At 69.0% G+C, this 17,640-nt stretch carries 22 protein-coding genes and 1 tRNA gene; 13 read left to right on the top strand and 10 right to left on the bottom strand.

Features of this window, described 5'->3' with window-relative positions; genetic code table 11:
* Positions 1-54: 54 nt before the first annotated feature.
* The 3 genes from V6M45_RS08870 to queC are packed head-to-tail and all read right to left on the bottom strand — an operon-like array spanning position 55 to position 1,771.
* Positions 55-423 (bottom strand): 6-pyruvoyl trahydropterin synthase family protein, encoded by a 369-nt coding sequence (locus V6M45_RS08870; RefSeq protein ID WP_332655597.1) that lies wholly within the window; start codon positions 421-423, stop codon positions 55-57.
* Entirely contained in the window at positions 420-1,055 is a 636-nt protein-coding gene (gene queE / locus V6M45_RS08865) for a 7-carboxy-7-deazaguanine synthase (RefSeq protein WP_332655595.1), read from the bottom strand. The genes V6M45_RS08870 and queE overlap by 4 nt, the downstream gene beginning before the upstream one ends.
* Complete coding sequence (gene queC, locus V6M45_RS08860) at positions 1,052-1,771, bottom strand: 7-cyano-7-deazaguanine synthase QueC (protein WP_332655593.1); 720 nt, start codon at positions 1,769-1,771, stop codon at positions 1,052-1,054. Before queC ends, queE begins: the two co-directional genes overlap by 4 nt.
* Before the next feature lie 185 nt (positions 1,772-1,956).
* Between queC and V6M45_RS08855 the strand changes: the two genes are divergently transcribed.
* A complete protein-coding gene (locus V6M45_RS08855; protein ID WP_332655591.1) occupies positions 1,957-3,594 on the top strand; it encodes a response regulator in 1,638 nt (545 codons plus the stop codon).
* Here the strand turns inward: V6M45_RS08855 and V6M45_RS08850 are convergent.
* Positions 3,591-4,622, bottom strand: a complete 1,032-nt coding sequence (locus V6M45_RS08850) for a ligase-associated DNA damage response exonuclease (protein WP_332655589.1) — start codon at positions 4,620-4,622, stop codon at positions 3,591-3,593. The genes V6M45_RS08855 and V6M45_RS08850 overlap by 4 nt on opposite strands.
* A gap of 85 nt (positions 4,623-4,707) precedes the next feature.
* Here V6M45_RS08850 and V6M45_RS08845 point away from each other — a divergent pair, with 85 nt between their 5' ends.
* The 7 genes from V6M45_RS08845 (at position 4,708) to V6M45_RS08815 (ending at position 8,132) form a co-directional block, all read left to right on the top strand.
* Positions 4,708-5,184, top strand: a complete 477-nt coding sequence (locus V6M45_RS08845; RefSeq protein ID WP_332655587.1) for a PaaI family thioesterase — start codon at positions 4,708-4,710, stop codon at positions 5,182-5,184.
* A complete protein-coding gene (locus V6M45_RS08840) occupies positions 5,181-5,579 on the top strand; it encodes a PaaI family thioesterase (protein ID WP_332655585.1) in 399 nt (132 codons plus the stop codon). The genes V6M45_RS08845 and V6M45_RS08840 overlap by 4 nt, the downstream gene beginning before the upstream one ends.
* A 63-nt stretch (positions 5,580-5,642) precedes the next feature.
* Positions 5,643-6,032, top strand: a complete 390-nt coding sequence (locus V6M45_RS08835; protein WP_332655583.1) for a hypothetical protein — start codon at positions 5,643-5,645, stop codon at positions 6,030-6,032.
* A gap of 31 nt (positions 6,033-6,063) precedes the next feature.
* The gene (locus V6M45_RS08830; protein WP_332655581.1) at positions 6,064-6,402 is read left to right on the top strand and encodes a hypothetical protein; all 339 of its coding nucleotides are present in this window, start codon (positions 6,064-6,066) and stop codon (positions 6,400-6,402) included.
* Positions 6,403-6,489: 87 nt separating this feature from the next.
* Positions 6,490-6,930, top strand: a complete 441-nt coding sequence (locus tag V6M45_RS08825; protein WP_332655579.1) for a hypothetical protein — start codon at positions 6,490-6,492, stop codon at positions 6,928-6,930.
* Between the two features lie 44 nt (positions 6,931-6,974).
* Positions 6,975-7,403 (top strand): hypothetical protein, encoded by a 429-nt coding sequence (locus V6M45_RS08820; protein ID WP_332655577.1) that lies wholly within the window; start codon positions 6,975-6,977, stop codon positions 7,401-7,403.
* A gap of 93 nt (positions 7,404-7,496) precedes the next feature.
* Entirely contained in the window at positions 7,497-8,132 is a 636-nt protein-coding gene (locus V6M45_RS08815) for a S24 family peptidase (protein ID WP_332655575.1), read from the top strand.
* A 56-nt stretch (positions 8,133-8,188) separates the two neighbouring features.
* Here the strand turns inward: V6M45_RS08815 and V6M45_RS08810 are convergent, their stop codons facing one another.
* Positions 8,189-8,677 carry an SH3 domain-containing protein gene (locus V6M45_RS08810; protein WP_332655573.1) on the bottom strand — a complete coding sequence of 163 codons (489 nt, stop codon included), beginning with the start codon at positions 8,675-8,677 and terminating at the stop codon, positions 8,189-8,191.
* Positions 8,678-8,804: 127 nt separating this feature from the next.
* The gene (locus tag V6M45_RS08805; RefSeq protein WP_332655726.1) at positions 8,805-10,475 is read right to left on the bottom strand and encodes a lysine--tRNA ligase; all 1,671 of its coding nucleotides are present in this window, start codon (positions 10,473-10,475) and stop codon (positions 8,805-8,807) included.
* 89 nt (positions 10,476-10,564) lie between these two features.
* Between V6M45_RS08805 and queA the strand changes: the two genes are divergently transcribed.
* Genes queA through tgt form a run of 3 tightly spaced genes read left to right on the top strand, consistent with a single transcriptional unit; the run spans position 10,565 to position 13,241 of the window.
* Positions 10,565-11,656 (top strand): tRNA preQ1(34) S-adenosylmethionine ribosyltransferase-isomerase QueA, encoded by a 1,092-nt coding sequence (gene queA / locus V6M45_RS08800; protein ID WP_332655571.1) that lies wholly within the window; start codon positions 10,565-10,567, stop codon positions 11,654-11,656.
* Positions 11,653-12,123, top strand: a complete 471-nt coding sequence (locus V6M45_RS08795; RefSeq protein WP_332655570.1) for a hypothetical protein — start codon at positions 11,653-11,655, stop codon at positions 12,121-12,123. Before queA ends, V6M45_RS08795 begins: the two co-directional genes overlap by 4 nt.
* Positions 12,120-13,241 (top strand): tRNA guanosine(34) transglycosylase Tgt, encoded by a 1,122-nt coding sequence (tgt, locus tag V6M45_RS08790; protein ID WP_332655724.1) that lies wholly within the window; start codon positions 12,120-12,122, stop codon positions 13,239-13,241. The genes V6M45_RS08795 and tgt overlap by 4 nt, the downstream gene beginning before the upstream one ends.
* Here the strand turns inward: tgt and V6M45_RS08785 are convergent.
* The 3 genes from V6M45_RS08785 to V6M45_RS08775 all read right to left on the bottom strand — a co-directional run bounded on the left by V6M45_RS08785 (position 13,238) and on the right by V6M45_RS08775 (position 14,234).
* Positions 13,238-13,771 carry a hypothetical protein gene (locus V6M45_RS08785; RefSeq protein ID WP_332655568.1) on the bottom strand — a complete coding sequence of 178 codons (534 nt, stop codon included), beginning with the start codon at positions 13,769-13,771 and terminating at the stop codon, positions 13,238-13,240. The two genes, tgt and V6M45_RS08785, sit on opposite strands and share 4 nt — an antisense overlap.
* Positions 13,772-13,847: 76 nt before the next feature.
* Complete coding sequence (locus V6M45_RS08780; protein ID WP_332655566.1) at positions 13,848-14,096, bottom strand: hypothetical protein; 249 nt, start codon at positions 14,094-14,096, stop codon at positions 13,848-13,850.
* Between the two features lie 61 nt (positions 14,097-14,157).
* A tRNA-Lys gene (locus V6M45_RS08775) sits at positions 14,158-14,234 on the bottom strand.
* Positions 14,235-14,340: 106 nt separating this feature from the next.
* Between V6M45_RS08775 and V6M45_RS08770 the strand changes: the two genes are divergently transcribed.
* Positions 14,341-15,456, top strand: coding sequence for a CaiB/BaiF CoA transferase family protein (locus V6M45_RS08770; protein WP_332655564.1), 1,116 nt, complete (start codon positions 14,341-14,343; stop codon positions 15,454-15,456).
* Here the strand turns inward: V6M45_RS08770 and V6M45_RS08765 are convergent.
* Entirely contained in the window at positions 15,426-17,162 is a 1,737-nt protein-coding gene (locus tag V6M45_RS08765) for an ATP-binding protein (protein WP_332655563.1), read from the bottom strand. The two genes, V6M45_RS08770 and V6M45_RS08765, sit on opposite strands and share 31 nt — an antisense overlap.
* A 137-nt stretch (positions 17,163-17,299) precedes the next feature.
* Here V6M45_RS08765 and V6M45_RS08760 point away from each other — a divergent pair, with 137 nt between their 5' ends.
* Positions 17,300-17,557 carry a hypothetical protein gene (locus tag V6M45_RS08760; protein ID WP_332655562.1) on the top strand — a complete coding sequence of 86 codons (258 nt, stop codon included), beginning with the start codon at positions 17,300-17,302 and terminating at the stop codon, positions 17,555-17,557.
* The last annotated feature ends 83 nt before the right edge of the window (positions 17,558-17,640 follow it).

Genomic DNA, 17,640 nt, shown 5'->3' with positions numbered 1-17,640 from the left:
CGCGACCTTCCCGCTGACGACATGCGGGACACCAGCGACACCAGTGGACCCAGCCTACAGCGTCAGGACGCAGCGCTCGTGGATGGTCGGTCGCGAGACGGTGATGCGGCTGAGGCCGGGCCACTCCGGCTTCAGGCGATTGGCGAACCACAGGCACAGATTCTCCAGCGACGGCAGCTCCAGCCCGGCGTGCTCGTTGAGCATGCCATGGTCCAGTTCTCCCGCCGCCGCCTTCAGGGCCCGGTCGAGGGCGCCGAGGTCGGCGACCCAGCCGTGGGCCGCGTCAAGCGTCTCGCTGCGCACCGTGGCCTCGACCTGGAAGGAATGGCCGTGCAGACGGCGATAGATGCTGCCCTCCGGCTCGTTCGGAAAGTGATGGGCGGCGTCGAAGGTGGCCGCCTTGGTGATCTCGAAAACGTTCATCTGACGCCGATGTATTTGTGGGTCTGGACGCTGAGCCGCCATTTCGGGTGGGTCAGGCAATAGTCGATGGCCGCCGCGGTGTTGGCCTCGCGCTCCGGGCCGTCCATGGGCTGGAGCCAGAAGCGTTCGAAGGCGAGGTGTTCGAACCGGTCGGGCATGGCGGCGGGCTGCGGGAAGACGAGTTTGAGCTCCTGACCCGAGATCTGGACCACCGGCGCGTCGGCCTTCGGGCTGACGCAGATCCAGTCGATTCCGGCGGGCGCGGCGAGCGTGCCGTTGGACTCGATGGCGATCTCGAAACCGCGCGTGTGCAGGGCCTCGATCAGGGGCCGATCGAGCTGCAGCAGGGGTTCGCCGCCGGTGCAGACGACGAGCTTCGGATCCCCCGCCCTGCCCCGCCACATCGCCGCGACGTGATCGGCGAGGGCCTCGGCGGTCGCGAACTTGCCGCCGCCGTCGCCGTCGGTCCCGACGAAGTCGGTGTCGCAGAAGCTGCAGACGGCCATCGCGCGGTCGCGCTCCAGCCCGTTCCACAGGTTGCAGCCGGCGAAACGCAGGAAGACCGCCGGCCGTCCGGCCTGCCCGCCCTCGCCCTGAACCGTCAGGAAGACCTCTTTCGCGGAATAGGTCATGACCGCGCCGACCAGTCCGCGTGGCCGGCCGCGCGCAACTCGCAGGCCGGGCAGTCGCCGCAGCCGTAACCCCAGGGCTGCCGGTGTTCCCGGTCGCCGCGGTAGCAGGTGTGGGACGCCTCGATGATCAGTTCGACCAGGGGCTTGCCGCCCAGGACGTCGGCGAGGGCCCAGGTGTCCGCCTTGGTCAAGGCCATCAACGGGGTCTCGATGACCACCGGCTTGTCGAGGCCGAGGCTGAGCGCGCGCGCCATGGCGTCGATCGTGTCCCGTCGGCAGTCAGGATAGCCGGAGAAGTCGGTCTCGCACATGCCGCCGACCAGGACGTCGAGCCCGCGCCGGTCCGCCAAGGCCGCCGCGACGGTGAGGAACACGAGATTGCGGCCCGGGACGAAGGTGGTCGGCAGGCCCCGCGCGTCCAGCTCGATGGCGCGCTCGCTGGTCAGGGCGCTCTCGGCGATGCGGCCGTAGCCGGTCAGGTCGACCACATGGTCCGGGCCCAGCCGGTCCGCGAACCGGGGCAGCACCCGCGCCATGCCGTCCCGCACATTCAGCCGCGCCTGCATCTCGACGGCGTGGCGCTGGCCATAGTCGAATCCCACGGTCTCGACCCGCTCGTAGCGTCCCACCGCCCACGCCAGGCAGGTGGCGCTGTCCTGTCCGCCGGAGAACAGGACGAGAGCGGAATTTGCAGGCGTTTGCAGTGAATCGCTCATGACAAACCTGCGGTCGGCCGGTCGGCCGCGCGCATGGACAAAGGGATGGGCCGCTCCAGGACGGGGCGGGCCTTCTACACCAGCCGGAGAGGTCGCGCAAAAACGGCGCAAAAGCGGCGATCCTTAACCCTTCCGCAAACGGTTCCCCGCCAGTGTCCAAAGGTCGCAGTGGAGTGCCGGTGAGTATGCCGACCCTTGAAGTTCTCACCGAGCGCGCGGAGGCGGTGTCGCCTCAGACGCCGGCAAGCGAGGTGTTCACCCGCTTCGAGAGCGATCCCGACACCCTCGTGATCCCCGTCGTCGAGGACCGCAAGCCGGTCGGTCTGATCGAGCGCAACGCCTTCCTGCTGAAAATCGCCACTCCGTTCGGCCATGCCCTCTACGCCGGGCGGCCGGTGAGTTATCTGATGGATCGGGACCCCGCGATCATCGAGGCCGGGGTGTCGATCGACATCGTCTGCGACGCCCTGATGAAGGGTGGCGCGGGATCCTTGATGCGCGGCTTCATCGTCACCCGCAACGGGCGTTATCACGGCGTGGGCACGGCGGTTTCCCTGCTACGGGCGGTCAACGAGAGCCAGCGGCGCAAGAACGCCGAGCTGGAGGAGCAGGCCCGCGAGCTCAACGACACCCGCACCCAGGCCCTGATGTCGGCGCGCGCCCGGAGCCAGTTCCTGACCATCATGAGCCACGAGCTGCGCACGCCGATGAACGGCGTGCTGGCGGTGGCCGAACTGCTGCGCCGCCAGCCGCTGAACGCGCAGGCGCACGCCCACGTGACCACCATCGTGGAGTCCTCCGAGACGCTGCTGCGCATTCTGCAGGACGCCCTCGACCTGTCGCGGGCCGAAGCCGGCGAATTGGAACTGAACGCCGAGCCCACTCCGCTGCGGAGCCTGATGGATGACGTCCAGGCCATGTGGGCGCCGCGGGCTTCCCAGGACGACGTCACCCTGATGATCAGTTACGAGGGCGACACCGAGCTCGCCGCCGTCGTCGACGGGGTCCGGCTGAAGCAGGTGTTCAACAACCTGATCGGCAACGCCCTCAAATTCGCCCGCAACGGCGTGGTCGAGACCAGTCTGAAGGCCGTGGCCTCGGGTGACCGGATCATGCTCGAGGCCCGGGTTCGCGACGACGGGCCCGGCGTCGAGGCCGACCGGGTGGATATGATCTTCGAGCCCTTCTTCCATGGAGCCGGGCCAGACGGCGCGGGTCTGGGGCTGTCGATCTGCCGCCAGATCATCGAACGCATGGGCGGCCGCATCTGGGCCGAGAACAACCCGGGACGGGGCGCAACCTTCGCCTTTGATGTCGAGGTCGATCGCACGCGCGTGGAGGCCGTTCCCGCCTCGAACGTGCAGTCGCTGTCCGACCTGGAGATGCGGAGCAATCCGCACGTCCTGATCGTCGACGACAACGCCACCAACCGCGTGGTCGCCCAGGCGCTGTGCGAGATGTTCGGCTGCACCTCCGAGACGGCCGAAGACGGGGTCGAGGCGCTGGAGGCGGTTCAGGAGCGCCAGTTCGACCTCATCCTGATGGACATCAAGATGCCGCGCATGGACGGCGTGCAGGCGACGCAGGCGATCCGCGCCCTCGACGGGCCCGTCGGCAGCATTCCAATCGTGGCCCTGACCGCCAACGCCGATCCCGAGGACGCGCGCAAATACATCGCCTGCGGCATGGCCGCCGTGGTCGAGAAGCCGATCAAGCCGGAACGGCTGCGCATGGCCATGAACACCGCGCTGGAGCAGTCCACGGCCGTCCCGGCGGCCGGCGAGACCCCGACCCGGCGGCGATCGTCGCGGTCGGCGGCCTAGCCCCGCTCTTCCGGGGCGACCTCCTCGTCCTCCTCGTCGTAGCCAACCAGCCGCAGCGCGCGGGCGGTCTGGCCGTTCAGTTCGCACCAGCGCAGCAGACCCTCCTCGCGCCCGTGGGTGATCCACACCTCCTCGGGCCGGAGCTCGGCGAAGGTCGCGGTCAGTTCAGGCCAGTCGGCGTGGTCGGAGAGCACGAGAGGCAGTTCCACGCCCCTCTGGCGCGCCCGGGCGCGCACGCCCATCCATCCCGAGGCGAAGGCCAGCACCGGATCGGCGAAGCGGCGCGACCAGCGGTCCTGGGTGGCGGAAGGCGGGGCGATCACCACCTCGCCCCCCAGCGCGTTGGGCTTCAGCCCGGTGGCCGGCGCCAGCGGACCAAGATCCACGCCCTCGCGCTCATACAGCCGGTTCAGCCGCTCCAGCGCGCCGTGAACGTAGACAGGCCGCTCCCAGCCGGCCTCCCGCAACAGACGGATGACCCGCTGGGCCTTGCCCAGGGCATAGGCGCCGACCAGATGGGCCCGGTCCGGGAACTGCTGCAGCGAGTGGATCAGCCGGCCGATCTCCTCACTGTCCGGCGGATGGGCGAAGACCGGCAGGCCGAAGGTCGCTTCCGAGATGAAGACGTCGCAGGGCACGGGCTCGAAAGGCTCGCAGGTCGGATCGCGGCGGCGCTTGTAGTCGCCCGAAACCACCATGGTGAGGCCTTTCCAGCGGATCACCGCCTGGGCCGAGCCCAGCACATGGCCGGCGGGGACGAGGGTGACCTCGACGCCGTTGTGCGACGCGGTCTCGCCATAGGCGACCGGCTGTTCGCGACCGGCGAAATCGACGCCGTAGCGTTCGGCCATGATGGCGAGAGTCTGCGGAGTGGCCAGGACTGCGCCGTGCCCTGCCCGGGCATGGTCCGAATGGCCGTGGGTGATGACCGCCCGGTCAACCGGGCGCACAGGGTCGACATGGAAGTCGCCCGGCGGGCAGTACAGGCCGGCCGGCGTCGGCCTGAGCAGGTCCTCGAAACGGATCATGGAAACCCATATGGAGCCTTTGCAGCCGGGGGTGAACGCACGAAGCGCGCTTGCGTCCCAACCCGCCCCGGGGCGATAGCAGGACATGGCCTCCTCCACCCTCGTGTCCCTGCTGCCCCAGCTGGCCTCCGGCGCGGCCCACACCCACGCCCTCGGTTTCGCCTTCGAGGGGCTGGAGGGCGACCGGGTGCGCCTCCGCGTGCCGTGGCGCGAGGATCTGGTGGGCGACCCTGACACCGGCGTCCTGGCCGGCGGTCTGGTGACCGCCCTGCTGGATCACGTCGGCGGGCTGGCGGTTTGGATCGCGCTGGATCGATTCGAGCCGATCGCCACCCTGGACCTGCGGGTCGACTACATGCGGGCGGCGGAGCCCGGTCGCGACCTGATCGCCGAGGCGCGGTGCTATCGCCTGACCCACTCGATCGCCTTCGTCCGGGCCTGGGCGTTCGAAGACGGGCCGGAGAACCCCGTCGCGGCGGCCCAGGCGGCCTATATCCTCAGCGCCAGCGATGGACGCACGCCGGGCGCTCCCCGGCCCGCGAGCGCGGAAGCGGCCCGATGAGCGCCCTGCTGGACCGCCTGCCGTACGCCCGCTTCCTCGGCCTCGTCTCGCGGCAGGACGGCGACGCCCTGACCGTAACCATGCCGTTCGCTGACCGGCTGATCGGCAACCCGATGCTGCCGGCCCTGCACGGCGGGGCGACCGCCGCCCTTCTGGAGCTGACGGCCGTGGGCCAGGTGGCGCTGTCGTATCCGCGCCTGCGCCTGCCGCGCCCGATCAACGTCACCGTGGCCTATCTGCGCCCCGGCCGCCCCGTGGACGTCCACGCCCGGGCCCGGATCAGCAAGGCCGGCCGACGGGTCGCCCATGTGTTGGCCGAGGCCTGGCAGGAGGACGAGGCCCAGCCGATCGCCTCCCTCACCGCTCACTTCCTCGTCGCCGATCACGACCTGTAGTTGTAGGTCGTTGCAACGCCGAATGGTGTTCGATTAGCTGGGGTCCTCACAGGAGGACCACCCATGACCAGACAGACCATCGGCGAGGCGCTCGCCGTCCGACTCTACGCCGCCGAAGCCGCGATTGATCACGCCATGTCCGAGACGGCGTCTCTGACCGCCGCCCTGCCCGCCGCACGCGCCGGGGCCTGGCTGTCCGCCGTCACCGGCCAACGCGCCTTCAGTGAGGCCGCCGCCGCGGTCGGCGCCCTGGCGGAAGCCCGCGGACACCTCGTCCAGACCCACCACACCCTCGCCGCGCTTGCCCGCAGACTGGGCCTGGACGCGCTGGCCGTCGGTCCTCTCGACAAGCCGGGCGACACGCCGCCCGTGGGCGGGGGCGTGTGTCCGGAAGGCGACACAACGGGAAACATGGTGAACGAAACCCTACCAGACGCCGCCGAGTTATGTTAAGGCTTCGCTTACCATTAGTTGGAGGCTTCCCATGGATAAGGCCCACGTCATCGCCAGCCTCGCCGGCGATCTGCAAGCGACGGAACAGTCCGTTGACGCGGCCATCGCTCACGCCACGACACTCGTGCAGTCGATGATCGGCGGTCGAACCGCCCTCAACGTCTCGCCGGTGGTCGGCGCGGAATCGCAGGCCAAGGCGATGGAAGCCATCGCGGCCTTGGCCGCCGCGCGTCAGGCCGTCGTCGCCTGCCACGAGGAGCTGGCCAAGGATCACCGCCGTATGGGCTGGGGTGTCTATGCCGAAGCCGGGATGGACAAGGGCCAGCAGCGGCCCACGACAACGGGCGAGCACCGTCTGCGCGCAGTTTAATTCGAGGTAATGTCCGCTAGCGGTCATTCCCGCCGGCACTGACTTGAGGCATTGTCGCCCCCATGCATGCCGCGTGGGGGCGATTCTGTGCTTGAGACCATCTATTCCCAAGCTGTCGCCGCGGTCGCGCTTTTGGTCATCGCGTTTGTATTTCTGAAGGGCGACGAGCCCGAACGGATAGGTGGCGCGGCTTACGCATTGGTCTTTTTGGCCACCCTGATGATCCGGGACGGGAGCAGCTTCAGCCTCCCCCGCTGGGGCGCGCTTGGGATGGACCTCGTCCTCCTCGCCGTCTTCGTCGGCCTCGGCTGGCACACCCGCCGGGCGTGGCTTATGTGGGCCGCCGGTTTCCAGGCTTTAATCGTTACCGGCCATATTCTCGTGGCTGCAAACCTTCGGCCGCCCGCCGACGCCTTCGCCACCGTAAACAATATGGCGAACTACGGCGTGCTAATCGCGATGGCTGTCGGCACCTTCTGGGCTTGGCAGGAGCGAAAGGCCGCCTCCATGAGCGCAGGCGAGATCTAGTCGATCGACCCCCTCGTGTGAGCGGATCGCACGGAGCATCTGCAATGTTCGACACCCTCTATTCCCAGATCGGCGCGGCGGTCGGCGTGGTCGTCGTCGCGTTCGCCTTTCTCAAGGGTGACGAGCCCGAACGGGTCGGGGGCGGCGCCTATGCCCTCGGCGCCCTGGCCGGGCTGCTGGTCCAGGAGGACAGCCAGCTGTACGGGACCCAGTGGGGGCTGATGATCGTCGATACGGTCATGCTCGTGGCCTATGCCGCGCTGGCGTGGAAAAGCCGCCGGTCCTGGCCCGTCTGGGCCAGCGCCCTCCAGTCGGTCATCGTCATGAGCCACATCCTGACGGCCGTCGACGCCCGCCCGCCGATCGCCGCCTTCTACGCCGTCGTCAATCTGGCCAGCTACGGCATCCTCCTCGCCCTCACAATCGGTGTCTTCCGGGCCTGGCGCGAGCGCCGCGCACTCGGGATCGCGTAGCCGCCCGAAGCGGATAGGTGGATATTCCTATGCCGGCGCGGTATCATTACCCCGACTCGGCCGCATGGCCGTCGCGGAGGCCCTTGGCCGATCATGTCCCTGTCTCACGGCCAGCTTTGGAAGGCGATCGACGGCCTGGCGCGGCGCGAGGGGCTCAGCGCCTCGGCGCTGGCGCGGCGGGCGGGGCTGGACGCGACCAGCTTCAATCCGTCGAAGCGGTTCGGTCCGGGTGATCCGCCGCGACCCCGCTGGCCCTCGACCGAGAGCCTGACCCGAATCCTGCAGGCCACCGGGCTTTCGCTGGGCGAGTTCGCGGCGCTGGCGCAGGACGCGCCCGAGCGACCCTCGACGGTGCCGATGCTGGGCATGGCCCAGGCGGGCCAGGACGGTTTTTTCGATGACGCCGGCCTGCCCGTCGGCGACGGCTGGGAACAGACCGAGTTGCCGCGCCCGCGCGAGACGCTGCTGAGCCTGCGCATCGCCGGCGATTCCATGGTCCCGCTGTACCGCGAGGGCGATCGGGTCATCGTCGACCGCGAGGCCTCGGACGTGCGCAAGGGCGACCGGGTGGTGGTCCGAACGACCGGGGGAGAGACCTTGGCCAAGGAGGTGGCGGCGCTGACCGCGCGGGCCGTGACCCTGGCTTCGGTCAATCCGGCCTATGAGCCCCGCGTCGTGCCGCGCAAGGAGATCGTCTGGATGGGCCGGATTCTCTGGGTGAGCCAGTAGGACTCAAAGAAAAGGCCGCCCCGGGTGGAGCGGCCCTTCCTTTAGATGTGGCCGTATCAGCGGCTGACGTAATGGGCGTTGACCCAGCCGCCACCGGCGATCTGGACCCATTCACCCTGCGAGGCGACGGCCGAGAAGGGCTGGCCGGCGGACAGGCTGCCGACCTGGCGGTAGTTCGTGCCCGGACCCGAGCGAATTCGCAGGTTCGAGGTGGCGCGATAGGTGTCGCCGCTGCTGTAGCTGTAGTCCGAGCTGTACGAGCGGGCCCGCTGCTGGTTACAGCCGATGTAGGAGCCGGCCGCGGCGCCCGCACCGGCGCCGACAACGGCCCCCAGGGCGCGCTCATTGCTGGAAATCTGGCTGCCGGCCAGGCCGCCGACGACGGCGCCGATCAGGGCGCCCGCGCGCTGGCGGCCGCCGGGAGCGTCGCAGTTGGTGACGCCGTTGGCCTGCTGGGCGACGGCGGCGGTCGGGAGGGCCATCGGGGCCAGGCCGCCCAGCAGGGCGGCGGCGGCGACGGCGGCGGTGATCTTGTTCTTCGACATGGCTCATCTCCTGTCATCGAGTTGGTCGATGCAGGGGACAATGCGCGCCCCTAGATGAAGGCTCCCGGAGGCGGGCCGTTATATTCGGTTCATGTACGTTACCGGACGACCGCCGCTCGGCGAGGTCTCAGGAAGCCAGCTTGCCGTTGGCCCCGTCCTCGATCAGCCGGATGGTCTGCGGCAGGCCGTAGATGGCCGCGAACGAGCCGAACCGCGGCCCCTGGGATGCGCCGAGCAGGACCTCATACAGCGCGGCGAACCACGCCCGCAGCGGCTCGAACGCATGTTCCTTGCCCACCGCATAGACCTCGCCCTGGATCAGCTCGCCGTCCGTGGTGTCGGCCGGCAGGGCCTTCAGCCGCCCCGCCAGATCGAGCAGCGCGGCTTTCTCCTTGTCGTCCGGCAGGCGGTAGGACTTCGTCGGTTTCACGAAGTCTTCGTAGTAGTTCAGCGCCCGGTCCATCAGACGGTCGAGCAGCGGCTCGCTCTCCGGCGTGGCGTCCGGCAGATATTTGGCGAAATAGGCCCACAACTGCGCCTTCGACGAGGCGTTGGCCACGCCGACCAGGTTCAGCAGCAGGGCGAAGGATACCGGCGAGGTATGATCGGGCGGCGAACCGGCGTGGATCGACCAGACGGCGTTGTCGATCTGCTTGGCCGGCTCCTGTGTCTTGTACTGCTCGATGAAGCTCAGATAATCGTCGATGGCGCGCGGAATGACGTTGAAATGCAGTGACTTGGCCGATTTCGGCGACTGGAACATGTACCAGCTCAGCGACTCCGGCGTGCCGTACCGCAGCCATTCCTCCATGGTCAGGCCGTTGCCCTTGGATTTGGAGATCTTCTTGCCCTCGACATCGAGGAAGAGCTCGTAGTTGAACCCCTCGGGCGGCGTGCCGCCCAGCGCCCGGCAGACCTTGGAGCTCTCGCGGACGCTCTCGATCAGGTCCTTGCCAGACATCTCGTAGTCGACATCCAGCGCCGTCCAGCGCATGGCCCAGTCGGGCTTCCACTGCAGCTTCACATGGCCGCCGGTGACCGGGACCTCTGTGCGCCCGCCGGCCGGGTCGTCGAAGATGATCGTGCCCTTCGCCACGTTGCGCTCCAGCGTCGGCACCTGCAGCACATGGCCGGTGATCGGGCTGATCGGCAGGAAGGGCGAGTAGGTTGCGCGCCGCTCCTCGCCGAGGGTCGGCAGCATGATCGCCTGAACGGCGTCGAACCGCTCCAGCAGGGTCAGCAGGGTCGCGTCGAAGCGGCCGGATTTGTACTGCTCGGTCGAGGACAGGAATTCGTACTCGAAGCCGAAGCCGTCGAGGAAGGCGCGCAGGCGGGCGTTGTTATGGGCCCCGAAGCTATCGTGGGTCCCGAACGGGTCGCGCACCACCGTCAACGGCTTGTGCAGGTCCTCGGTCAGCATCTCCGGGTTGGGAATGCCCTCCGGGACCTTGCGCAGGCCGTCCATGTCGTCGCTGAAGGCGATCAGCCGCGTCGGCCAGTGGTCGCCGGTCAGGGCGCGGAAGGCGTTGCGCACCATGGTCGTGCGCGCCACCTCGCCGAAGGTGCCCATGTGCGGCAGACCGGACGGACCATAGCCGGTCTCGAATATGACAGGCTTCTGCAAGGCCTCGAACGTCGCCAGCGCCTCGCCCGCCTTGCCCGCGTCGATCAGCAGTTTGGCCGCGTTGCGATCGGCGTCGGACAGCCGCTTCTTCAGCACATGGGCCAGAAGATTGCGGGCCTGTTCGAACGGCCAGGATTTGGCGTCGCGCGCGAGGGTTTCGAGGTTCTGCAGCATGGCGGGCGGTTTGGCGTCTGAATGGGGCCGGGTCAAGGAAAGCGCCGCCGCTTGACCCCGCCCCTCCCCCGTGGCCTTTGCGCCGCCTGATGAAGACCGCGGATTTCGACTTTGACCTGCCAGACGACCGGATCGCCCTGCGTCCTGCCGAACCCAGGGATTCCGCGCGCCTGCTGGTGGTGCAGGACGGCGCTCTGGAAGACCGCATCATCCGCGACCTGCCGGACTTCCTGCGGCCCGGCGACGCCCTGGTGTTCAACGACACGCGGGTGATCCCGGCGCGGTTGTCGGGGTTGCGCGAGCGGGTCGGGCCGGAAGGGGAGACGCTCACCGTCGAGGTCGAGGCGACCCTGCACCACCGCGACGCCCCTGACGTCTGGTCGGCCTTCATGAAGCCCGGCAAGCGGATCAAGCCGGGGGATCGCATCCGCTTCGGCCCCGGGGCCGAGGGCGCCTGCCTGCTCGGCCGCCTCGACGCCACGGTTGAGAGCAAGGGCGAAGACGGGCTCGTCACACTGCGTTTCGATCTCGCCGGACCGATGCTGGACGAGGCCATCCGCGACGTCGGCGTCATGCCCCTGCCTCCCTATATCGCCGCCAAACGGGCAGAGGACGACCGCGACCGCACCGACTACCAGACCCTGTTCGCAAAGTGGGACGGCTCGGTGGCCGCGCCGACGGCGGGCCTGCATTTCACCCCGGCGTTGATGGCGGCGATCGAGGCCAAGGGCGTCTCGACCCACGCCGTCACCCTGCACGTCGGGGCCGGCACCTTCCTGCCGGTCAAGGCCGACGATACCGCCGACCACAAGATGCACAGCGAATGGGGCGAGGTCTCCGCCGAAACCGCCGCCGCCCTGAACGCCGTGCGCGCCGCCGGCGGCCGCATCGTCTGCGTCGGCACCACCTCCCTGCGGCTGCTTGAGAGCGCCACGACCGGGGATGGCGACGTCCGACCCTTCCATGGCGACACGGCCATCTTCATCACCCCCGGCTACCGCTTCCGCGCCGCCGATGTGCTGATGACCAATTTCCACCTGCCGAAGTCGACCCTGTTCATGCTGGTGAGCGCCTTCGCCGGGCTGGAGACGATGAAGGCGGCCTATGCGCATGCGGTGGCCGATGGATACCGCTTCTATTCGTATGGCGACGGCAGCCTGCTTTTCAGGAGCGAAGGATGATCGGCGCCCTGACGGACGATCTGGTCGCCACCCTCGACATCGTCGCCTCGGCCGCGACCGGCCTGCGGGACCCTTGGTGGATCTTCGGCGGCGCAGCGATGGCGTTGGCCGGGCTGGACGAGTCGCACGTGCCCGACGTCGACATCATGGCCAGTCCGCGTGACGCCCGCGCCCTGATCGACCTCCTGCATGGGGAGGTCGTGCAGGACCCCGGCGAAGGCCTGTTCCGGTCCGGGGTGTTCGGCCAGATCCTGACGACGCCCGTGCCTCTGGACGTGATGGCCAAGATGGAGGTCCGCGCCGGCGGCGACTGGACCCCGGTCGCCTTTCACAGCCGGAAGCCAATTGATGTCGGCAGCGCCGTGGTCTTCATTCCCGCGGTGGCGGAACAGATCGCCACCTGCCGCCTGTTCGGCCGCCCCAAGGACCTGGAGCGGGCCCGACGCCTTGAGGCCCTGATCAGCTGATGCCCTTTCCGTTCGACATCTCCGCCACCGAAGGCCGCGCCCGCACCGGGGTGCTGAAGACGCCGCGCGGCGACATCCGCACGCCCGCCTTCATGCCCGTCGGCACCGCCGCCACGGTCAAGGCCATGACCGTGGATCAGGTCGCCCACACCGGCGCCGACATCCTGCTGGGCAACACCTACCACCTGATGCTGCGGCCCGGTCCCGAGCGGATGGAGCGGCTGGGCGGGCTGCACAAATTCATGGGCTGGAACAAGCCGATCCTCACGGACAGCGGCGGCTTCCAGGTGATGTCGCTGGCCGGCATTTCGAAGGTGAAGGAAGACGCCGTCACCTTCGCCAGCCATATCGACGGCTCGAAACACGTCCTCAGCCCCGAACGCTCGATCGAGATCCAGGCCGACCGGATCGGCGCCGACATCTCCATGCAGCTGGACCAGTGCGTCAGCTGGCCGGCCGAGGAGCCCGCCGCCCGCGCCGCGATGGAGCTGTCGGCCCGCTGGGGCGCGCGGTCCAAGGCCGCCTTCGGCACGCGCGAGACCCAGGCCCTGTTCGGCATTCAGCAGGGCTCGACCTTCGAGAACCTGCGCCGCGAGTCTTCCGACCGGCTGATCGAGACCGGCTTCGACGGCTACGCCATCGGCGGGCTGGCCGTCGGCGAGGGCCATCAGGCGATGTGCGAGGTGCTGGACTATGCGCCCGAGATGCTGCCTGCCGACCGACCGCGCTACCTGATGGGCGTCGGCAAGCCGGTCGATCTGGTCGAGGCGGTCTGGCGGGGCGTCGATATGTTCGACTGCGTCCTGCCCACCCGCGCCGGTCGTCATGGTCAGGCGTGGACGTGGAACGGGCCGATCAACCTCAAGAACGCCCGCTTCGCCGAGGATCAGGACCCGCTGGACCCGGATGTCCCCTGCCCTGCCTCGACCGACTATTCAAAGGCGTATCTGCACCACCTGATCCGGGCCGACGAGATTCTCGGCAAGGTGCTGCTGAGCTGGCACAACATCGCCTATTTCCAGGCCCTGACGGCGGCGATGCGGGCGGCGATCGCGCAGGGTCGGTTCGAGGTCTTCCGGCGCGACTTCCACGCCCGACAGGTTCCGAACGGCGTCTAGCGCTGGCTACGGCCCCGCGGCCGGAACCAGCCCGGGGCCGCCGGCGGGGCGCAGTTCCGGTTCATGCCCACGCCCTTGAGGAAGGCCCGGCGCATCCGTCCGGCCTGAATGGCCGCCTGCACATGCCGACTGTGCTGCTCCGCGCCCGACAGCCGGCGAACCCAGCTGCGGCCCGGGATGAAGTCGGTGGTCGTGTCGCGGATGGCGTCCAGCGCAGCCTTCGAGGCGGCGTCCCGGGCGCGTTCACCCATGGTCGAACCGTCCGGCGCGGGCGGCTCGTCGAGGTCCGGGCCCAGGGCCTCGTCCAGACGCACGACCTCGGCGCCGATGGTCGAACACTGGTCGAGGTTGCGCAGGTCGTAGGGATTGGCCTCGGCCTGCAACAGCACGGTGGGGATGTACTGGCGGCGCAGGTTCAGATCGTCGAGCGGGGCCGTCACGGCGGCTCCCACCCCGGCCCCGAAGTCGCTGGCGCCGGCGCAACCGGCCAGCGGAATGGAGACAAGGGCAAGGAACAGCAGGGGGCGCATGCGCCCTTGAACCACGCGACGGGCCGGACCGGAAGGGTCGGGACCTGTCGGTCCAGTTCCTGAACGGGCCCGGGGCCTACGCCCGACGCCCGTCCGCGGACCCGGTCTTCAGGCGATTGAGGTTGCCGGCGCGAGTCTTCCGGCCCTGCTGATCCAGCTTCTCCGATCGTGCGGGACGGTTGGTGTGATTCGAGCCCTGCTGGACATCGTCCGCGCCAATCGGATCGCCTTCATCAAGGTAGCCGGCGATCTCGACGGGCCCCGCAGGGTCGCCGCCGGCGTCGCGGGCCGCGGCGTTGGAAGAATCGACGTTCTGGTGCGGCATGGCGAGCTCCATCGTTGTCGTCTCGACAACCGGGCCGCCCGCAGCTTGTTCCTGAAGGGGGTGGTACGCCCTCTCGGGCTCGAACCGAGGACCCTCTGATTAAAAGTCAGATGCTCTAACCAACTGAGCTAAGGGCGCATACCGTGCCGGTCATGACGAACCGGCGACGCGCCTTCTGTTGCAAAGCGGCGGCCGGGTCAAGGGCTGCCTCGACGGTTGCGGCGGTGAACGCTAGGGGAAAGTCATGAAACCCCTGTCCGGTCTGCGCATCCTGGAGTTCGACGGCCTCGGGCCGGTCACCTTCGCGGGCATGGTTCTGGCCGACCTGGGCGCGGAGGTGCTGCGCCTGACCCGCAGCGCGTCAGCGGGGGCGCCGGTGTTCACGGATGTCGGGGGCGAAGTCCTGCACCGCGGACGAGCGGCGGTCGCCGTCGATCTGAAAAAGCCGGCTGATCTGGCCCGGGTTCACGCCCTGATCGCCACGGCCGACGCGCTGATCGAGGGCTTCCGGCCCGGAGTGATGGAGCGGCTCGGCCTTGGACCGGACGCCTGCGTCACGCGCAATCCGCGTCTGGTCTACGGCCGCGTCACCGGCTGGGGCCAGAGCGGACCGATGGCGCAGCAGGTTGGCCACGACCTCAACTACATCGCCCTGTCCGGGGCCCTGTCGATGATGGGCGAGCCCGATCGGCCACCCCGGCCGCCGCTGAACCTGGTCGGGGACTATGGCGGCGGGGCCATGCTGCTGGTGACCGGGGTGCTGGCGGGCCTGCTGGAAGCGAGAACCACCGGCCGGGGGCGGGTGGTCGACGCCGCCATGACAGACGGCTCGGCGCTGCTCACCAGCCTGTTCCACGCCCTGGCGGCGCGCGGACTGTGGAACGAGGCGCGCGGGACCAATTTGCTGGACGGCGGAGCCCCCTTCTATCGCTGCTACGCCTGCCGCGACGGACGATTCGTCGCCGTGGGTGCGCTGGAGCCGCAGTTCTACGCCGCCTTGCTGGAGGGGCTGGAAATCCCCGCGGCCGAGGCGCCGCAGTTCGACCTGTCAGGGTGGAGCGCGCTTCACGACCGGTTCGCCGCCGTCTTCGCCACACGCGACCGGGACGACTGGGCGGCCCGGTTCGCGGACACCGACGCCTGCGTCACGCCGGTGTTGACCCTGGCTGAGGCCCCCGGCCATCCGCACAACGCCGCGCGGGGGACGTTCACGGCCGCAGGACCTGTTCAACCGGCGCCGGCGCCGGCGCCGAGGTTCGATGGCGACACGACCGGCCCCGAACCGCAGCCCGCGCCCCTCTCGCTGGACGACGCCCTCGTTCGGTGGACTCAGGCGACGGCGGAGGCCGACGCGTCCTGACGCACGGCGGCGCAGGCCTCGGCCAGGGTGCCCGCAAGCAGCACCGGGTCGATCGGCTTGGTCAGGAAGGCGTGGACGCCCGCGGCGTCCCAGGCGGCGCGGTGGACGTCAAGGGCGTTGGCGGTCAGGGCGATCACGGGCGTGCCGCCGTTTACCGTTCCGTTGCGTATGCGACGCGTCGCCTCCAGCCCGTCCATGACCGGCATCTGCATATCCATCAAAATGGCGTCGAACGGCGCGTTGGCGGCGGCCTCCACGGCCTCCGCGCCATTCTCGACCAGTGTCAGCCGACAGCCATGCGGTTCCAGCAACAGGCTGAGGATGCGGCGGTTCACCTCGTGGTCGTCGGCGGCCAGGATGGACCGGCCCCGCAGCGCGCCCGCCGTGGCGACCTGGCGTTCCGGCCGGACCGCCTCGCCCACGACCGCCTCCATCGGCAGGGACAGGGTGAAGGTCGAGCCCTGGCCCTCGACGCTGGCGACCGTCAGGGTCCCGCCCATGATCTCGGCCAGCTTGCGGCTGATCGACAGGCCGAGGCCCGTGCCCCCATGGCGGCGGGTCGTGCCGACATCGGCCTGTTCGAAGCTGTTGAACACCTGGGACAGACGGTCGGCGGGTATGCCGCACCCGGTATCGCTCACCGCCACCATCAGCCGGTCGCAGTCCCAGCCGACGTCGACGACGATCTCGCCCCTCGGGGTGAATTTCACCGCATTGGACAGCAGGTTGAACAGAATCTGCTGGAAGCGGAGAGGATCGGTCCGGACCGCTTCCGGAACCCCGGGCGCGATCCGCAGGTCGAGCTGCACGCCGTTGCCGACGGCTCTCGGTTCCCACAGTCGATGCAGGGTCGCGAGGCGCTCGCGGACGATCATGTCGGCGCTCTCGAGCTCCATCTTGCCGGCCTCGATCTTGGAGAAGTCCAGGACGTCATTGAGGAGGCCCATCAGCACATCGCCGGCGTCGGTCAGCATCGCCACATGCTCGCGCTGGCGGGCGTCGAGCCGGGTCCCCCGCAGGAGGTTGGCGGCCGAGATCACCGCATTCATCGGGGTGCGAATCTCGTGGCTGACCACGGCGAGAAAGTCGGACTTGGCGGCGCTGGCGACCTCCGCCTTCTGACGCGCGCGCTGTTCGGCGTCGCGGGCCATCTTCAGGGCGGTGGTGGTCGTGGAACTCTGGCGCACCGCGACCACCAGATGGCTCATGTAGAGGAGGCAGCCGATGGCGATCAGCAATTCGTGCCAACGGCCGGTGCTGGCCGCGCTGTAGACAGGCAGGCCGAGGAAATAGGTGGCGTGCGCGGCCACGGCCGAGATCAGAATCGGTCGCGCGTGGTGCATATGCAGGCTGACGTGCAGCAGTCCGCCGGCGCACTGGACCATGGCGAAGATTCGTCCCGCCTCGCCGCCCTGAAACCAGAGATAGGCCGTGATCCCGGCGTAAACCGCCACGCCCAGCACCGTGGTCATGCAGCACAAGACCAGGTATGCGCGGGTCGGCGGCCACTCCGGGTGGAGGCGGAAGCGCCGGAACACCGCCCAGTCGATCACCTGGGTGCCGATCACGGCGGCGAACCAGACCGCAGGCCAGATCGTTTGGGTGACGAACCAGGCGGTGGCTCCGATGAAGGCCGCCAGAGCGAGCCGGGTACTGAGCTCCCGGAAACGCACCTGCGCGACCATGGCGTAAGCTGTCGCCGTCATTGTAGTCCCTCCCATTCGCCACCTTGGCGTGAATTGGAAAAGGATTGGTTGCCACGCGGGATGACCCGAGACGCGATCTTGGCTATGGAACGGTCGAAACCGCCGCGCGTTGGAACGCCGATCCGGGGAGCCGCCAGATGAAACGCCTTTTCGCCCTTGTCGCCATCGTCGGCGCGGTCGCGCTGACCGCCTGCGACGACCCCCGTCCCGCCGAGCCTGAAGTGATGGATCCGGCCATGGAGGAGCCTGTCGCGCCCAGCATCGAAGAGGTCCAGGCCCCGGTCGCCGAACCGGGTGCGACCGACACGCCGCCCACGGACAACAGCGCGGCTCCGGCGGAGAAACGCTCTTCGGAAGAATCGGTCCAGCCCGACAGCGAAACCCTGTTCTACTGACCGATCCAACAGGGCGGCGCCGCATTTGCGCCGCCGGCGGATGCGATCCCGCCCGCCGCCCGCCAATCACAGGGCGCACGCCC

The sequence above is a fragment of the Brevundimonas sp. genome (genome assembly GCF_036676055.1).
GTDB lineage: Bacteria > Pseudomonadota > Alphaproteobacteria > Caulobacterales > Caulobacteraceae > Brevundimonas.
This window is presented reverse-complemented; position numbering and strand designations above follow the sequence as displayed.

What these genes read in the sequence shown, in the direction of transcription:
- V6M45_RS08870 (WP_332655597.1), bottom strand. Translation starts at nt 423, where the DNA reads ATGAACGTTTTCGAGATCACCAAGGCGGCCACCTTCGACGCCGCCCAT.
- queE (WP_332655595.1), bottom strand. Translation starts at nt 1,055, where the DNA reads ATGACCTATTCCGCGAAAGAGGTCTTCCTGACGGTTCAGGGCGAGGGC.
- queC (WP_332655593.1), bottom strand. Translation starts at nt 1,771, where the DNA reads ATGAGCGATTCACTGCAAACGCCTGCAAATTCCGCTCTCGTCCTGTTC.
- V6M45_RS08855 (WP_332655591.1), top strand. Translation starts at nt 1,957, where the DNA reads ATGCCGACCCTTGAAGTTCTCACCGAGCGCGCGGAGGCGGTGTCGCCT.
- V6M45_RS08850 (WP_332655589.1), bottom strand. Translation starts at nt 4,622, where the DNA reads ATGATCCGTTTCGAGGACCTGCTCAGGCCGACGCCGGCCGGCCTGTAC.
- V6M45_RS08845 (WP_332655587.1), top strand. Translation starts at nt 4,708, where the DNA reads ATGGCCTCCTCCACCCTCGTGTCCCTGCTGCCCCAGCTGGCCTCCGGC.
- V6M45_RS08840 (WP_332655585.1), top strand. Translation starts at nt 5,181, where the DNA reads ATGAGCGCCCTGCTGGACCGCCTGCCGTACGCCCGCTTCCTCGGCCTC.
- V6M45_RS08835 (WP_332655583.1), top strand. Translation starts at nt 5,643, where the DNA reads ATGACCAGACAGACCATCGGCGAGGCGCTCGCCGTCCGACTCTACGCC.
- V6M45_RS08830 (WP_332655581.1), top strand. Translation starts at nt 6,064, where the DNA reads ATGGATAAGGCCCACGTCATCGCCAGCCTCGCCGGCGATCTGCAAGCG.
- V6M45_RS08820 (WP_332655577.1), top strand. Translation starts at nt 6,975, where the DNA reads ATGTTCGACACCCTCTATTCCCAGATCGGCGCGGCGGTCGGCGTGGTC.
- V6M45_RS08815 (WP_332655575.1), top strand. Translation starts at nt 7,497, where the DNA reads ATGTCCCTGTCTCACGGCCAGCTTTGGAAGGCGATCGACGGCCTGGCG.
- V6M45_RS08810 (WP_332655573.1), bottom strand. Translation starts at nt 8,677, where the DNA reads ATGTCGAAGAACAAGATCACCGCCGCCGTCGCCGCCGCCGCCCTGCTG.
- V6M45_RS08805 (WP_332655726.1), bottom strand. Translation starts at nt 10,475, where the DNA reads ATGCTGCAGAACCTCGAAACCCTCGCGCGCGACGCCAAATCCTGGCCG.
- queA (WP_332655571.1), top strand. Translation starts at nt 10,565, where the DNA reads ATGAAGACCGCGGATTTCGACTTTGACCTGCCAGACGACCGGATCGCC.
- V6M45_RS08795 (WP_332655570.1), top strand. Translation starts at nt 11,653, where the DNA reads ATGATCGGCGCCCTGACGGACGATCTGGTCGCCACCCTCGACATCGTC.
- V6M45_RS08785 (WP_332655568.1), bottom strand. Translation starts at nt 13,771, where the DNA reads ATGCGCCCCCTGCTGTTCCTTGCCCTTGTCTCCATTCCGCTGGCCGGT.
- V6M45_RS08780 (WP_332655566.1), bottom strand. Translation starts at nt 14,096, where the DNA reads ATGCCGCACCAGAACGTCGATTCTTCCAACGCCGCGGCCCGCGACGCC.
- V6M45_RS08770 (WP_332655564.1), top strand. Translation starts at nt 14,341, where the DNA reads ATGAAACCCCTGTCCGGTCTGCGCATCCTGGAGTTCGACGGCCTCGGG.
- V6M45_RS08765 (WP_332655563.1), bottom strand. Translation starts at nt 17,162, where the DNA reads ATGACGGCGACAGCTTACGCCATGGTCGCGCAGGTGCGTTTCCGGGAG.
- V6M45_RS08760 (WP_332655562.1), top strand. Translation starts at nt 17,300, where the DNA reads ATGAAACGCCTTTTCGCCCTTGTCGCCATCGTCGGCGCGGTCGCGCTG.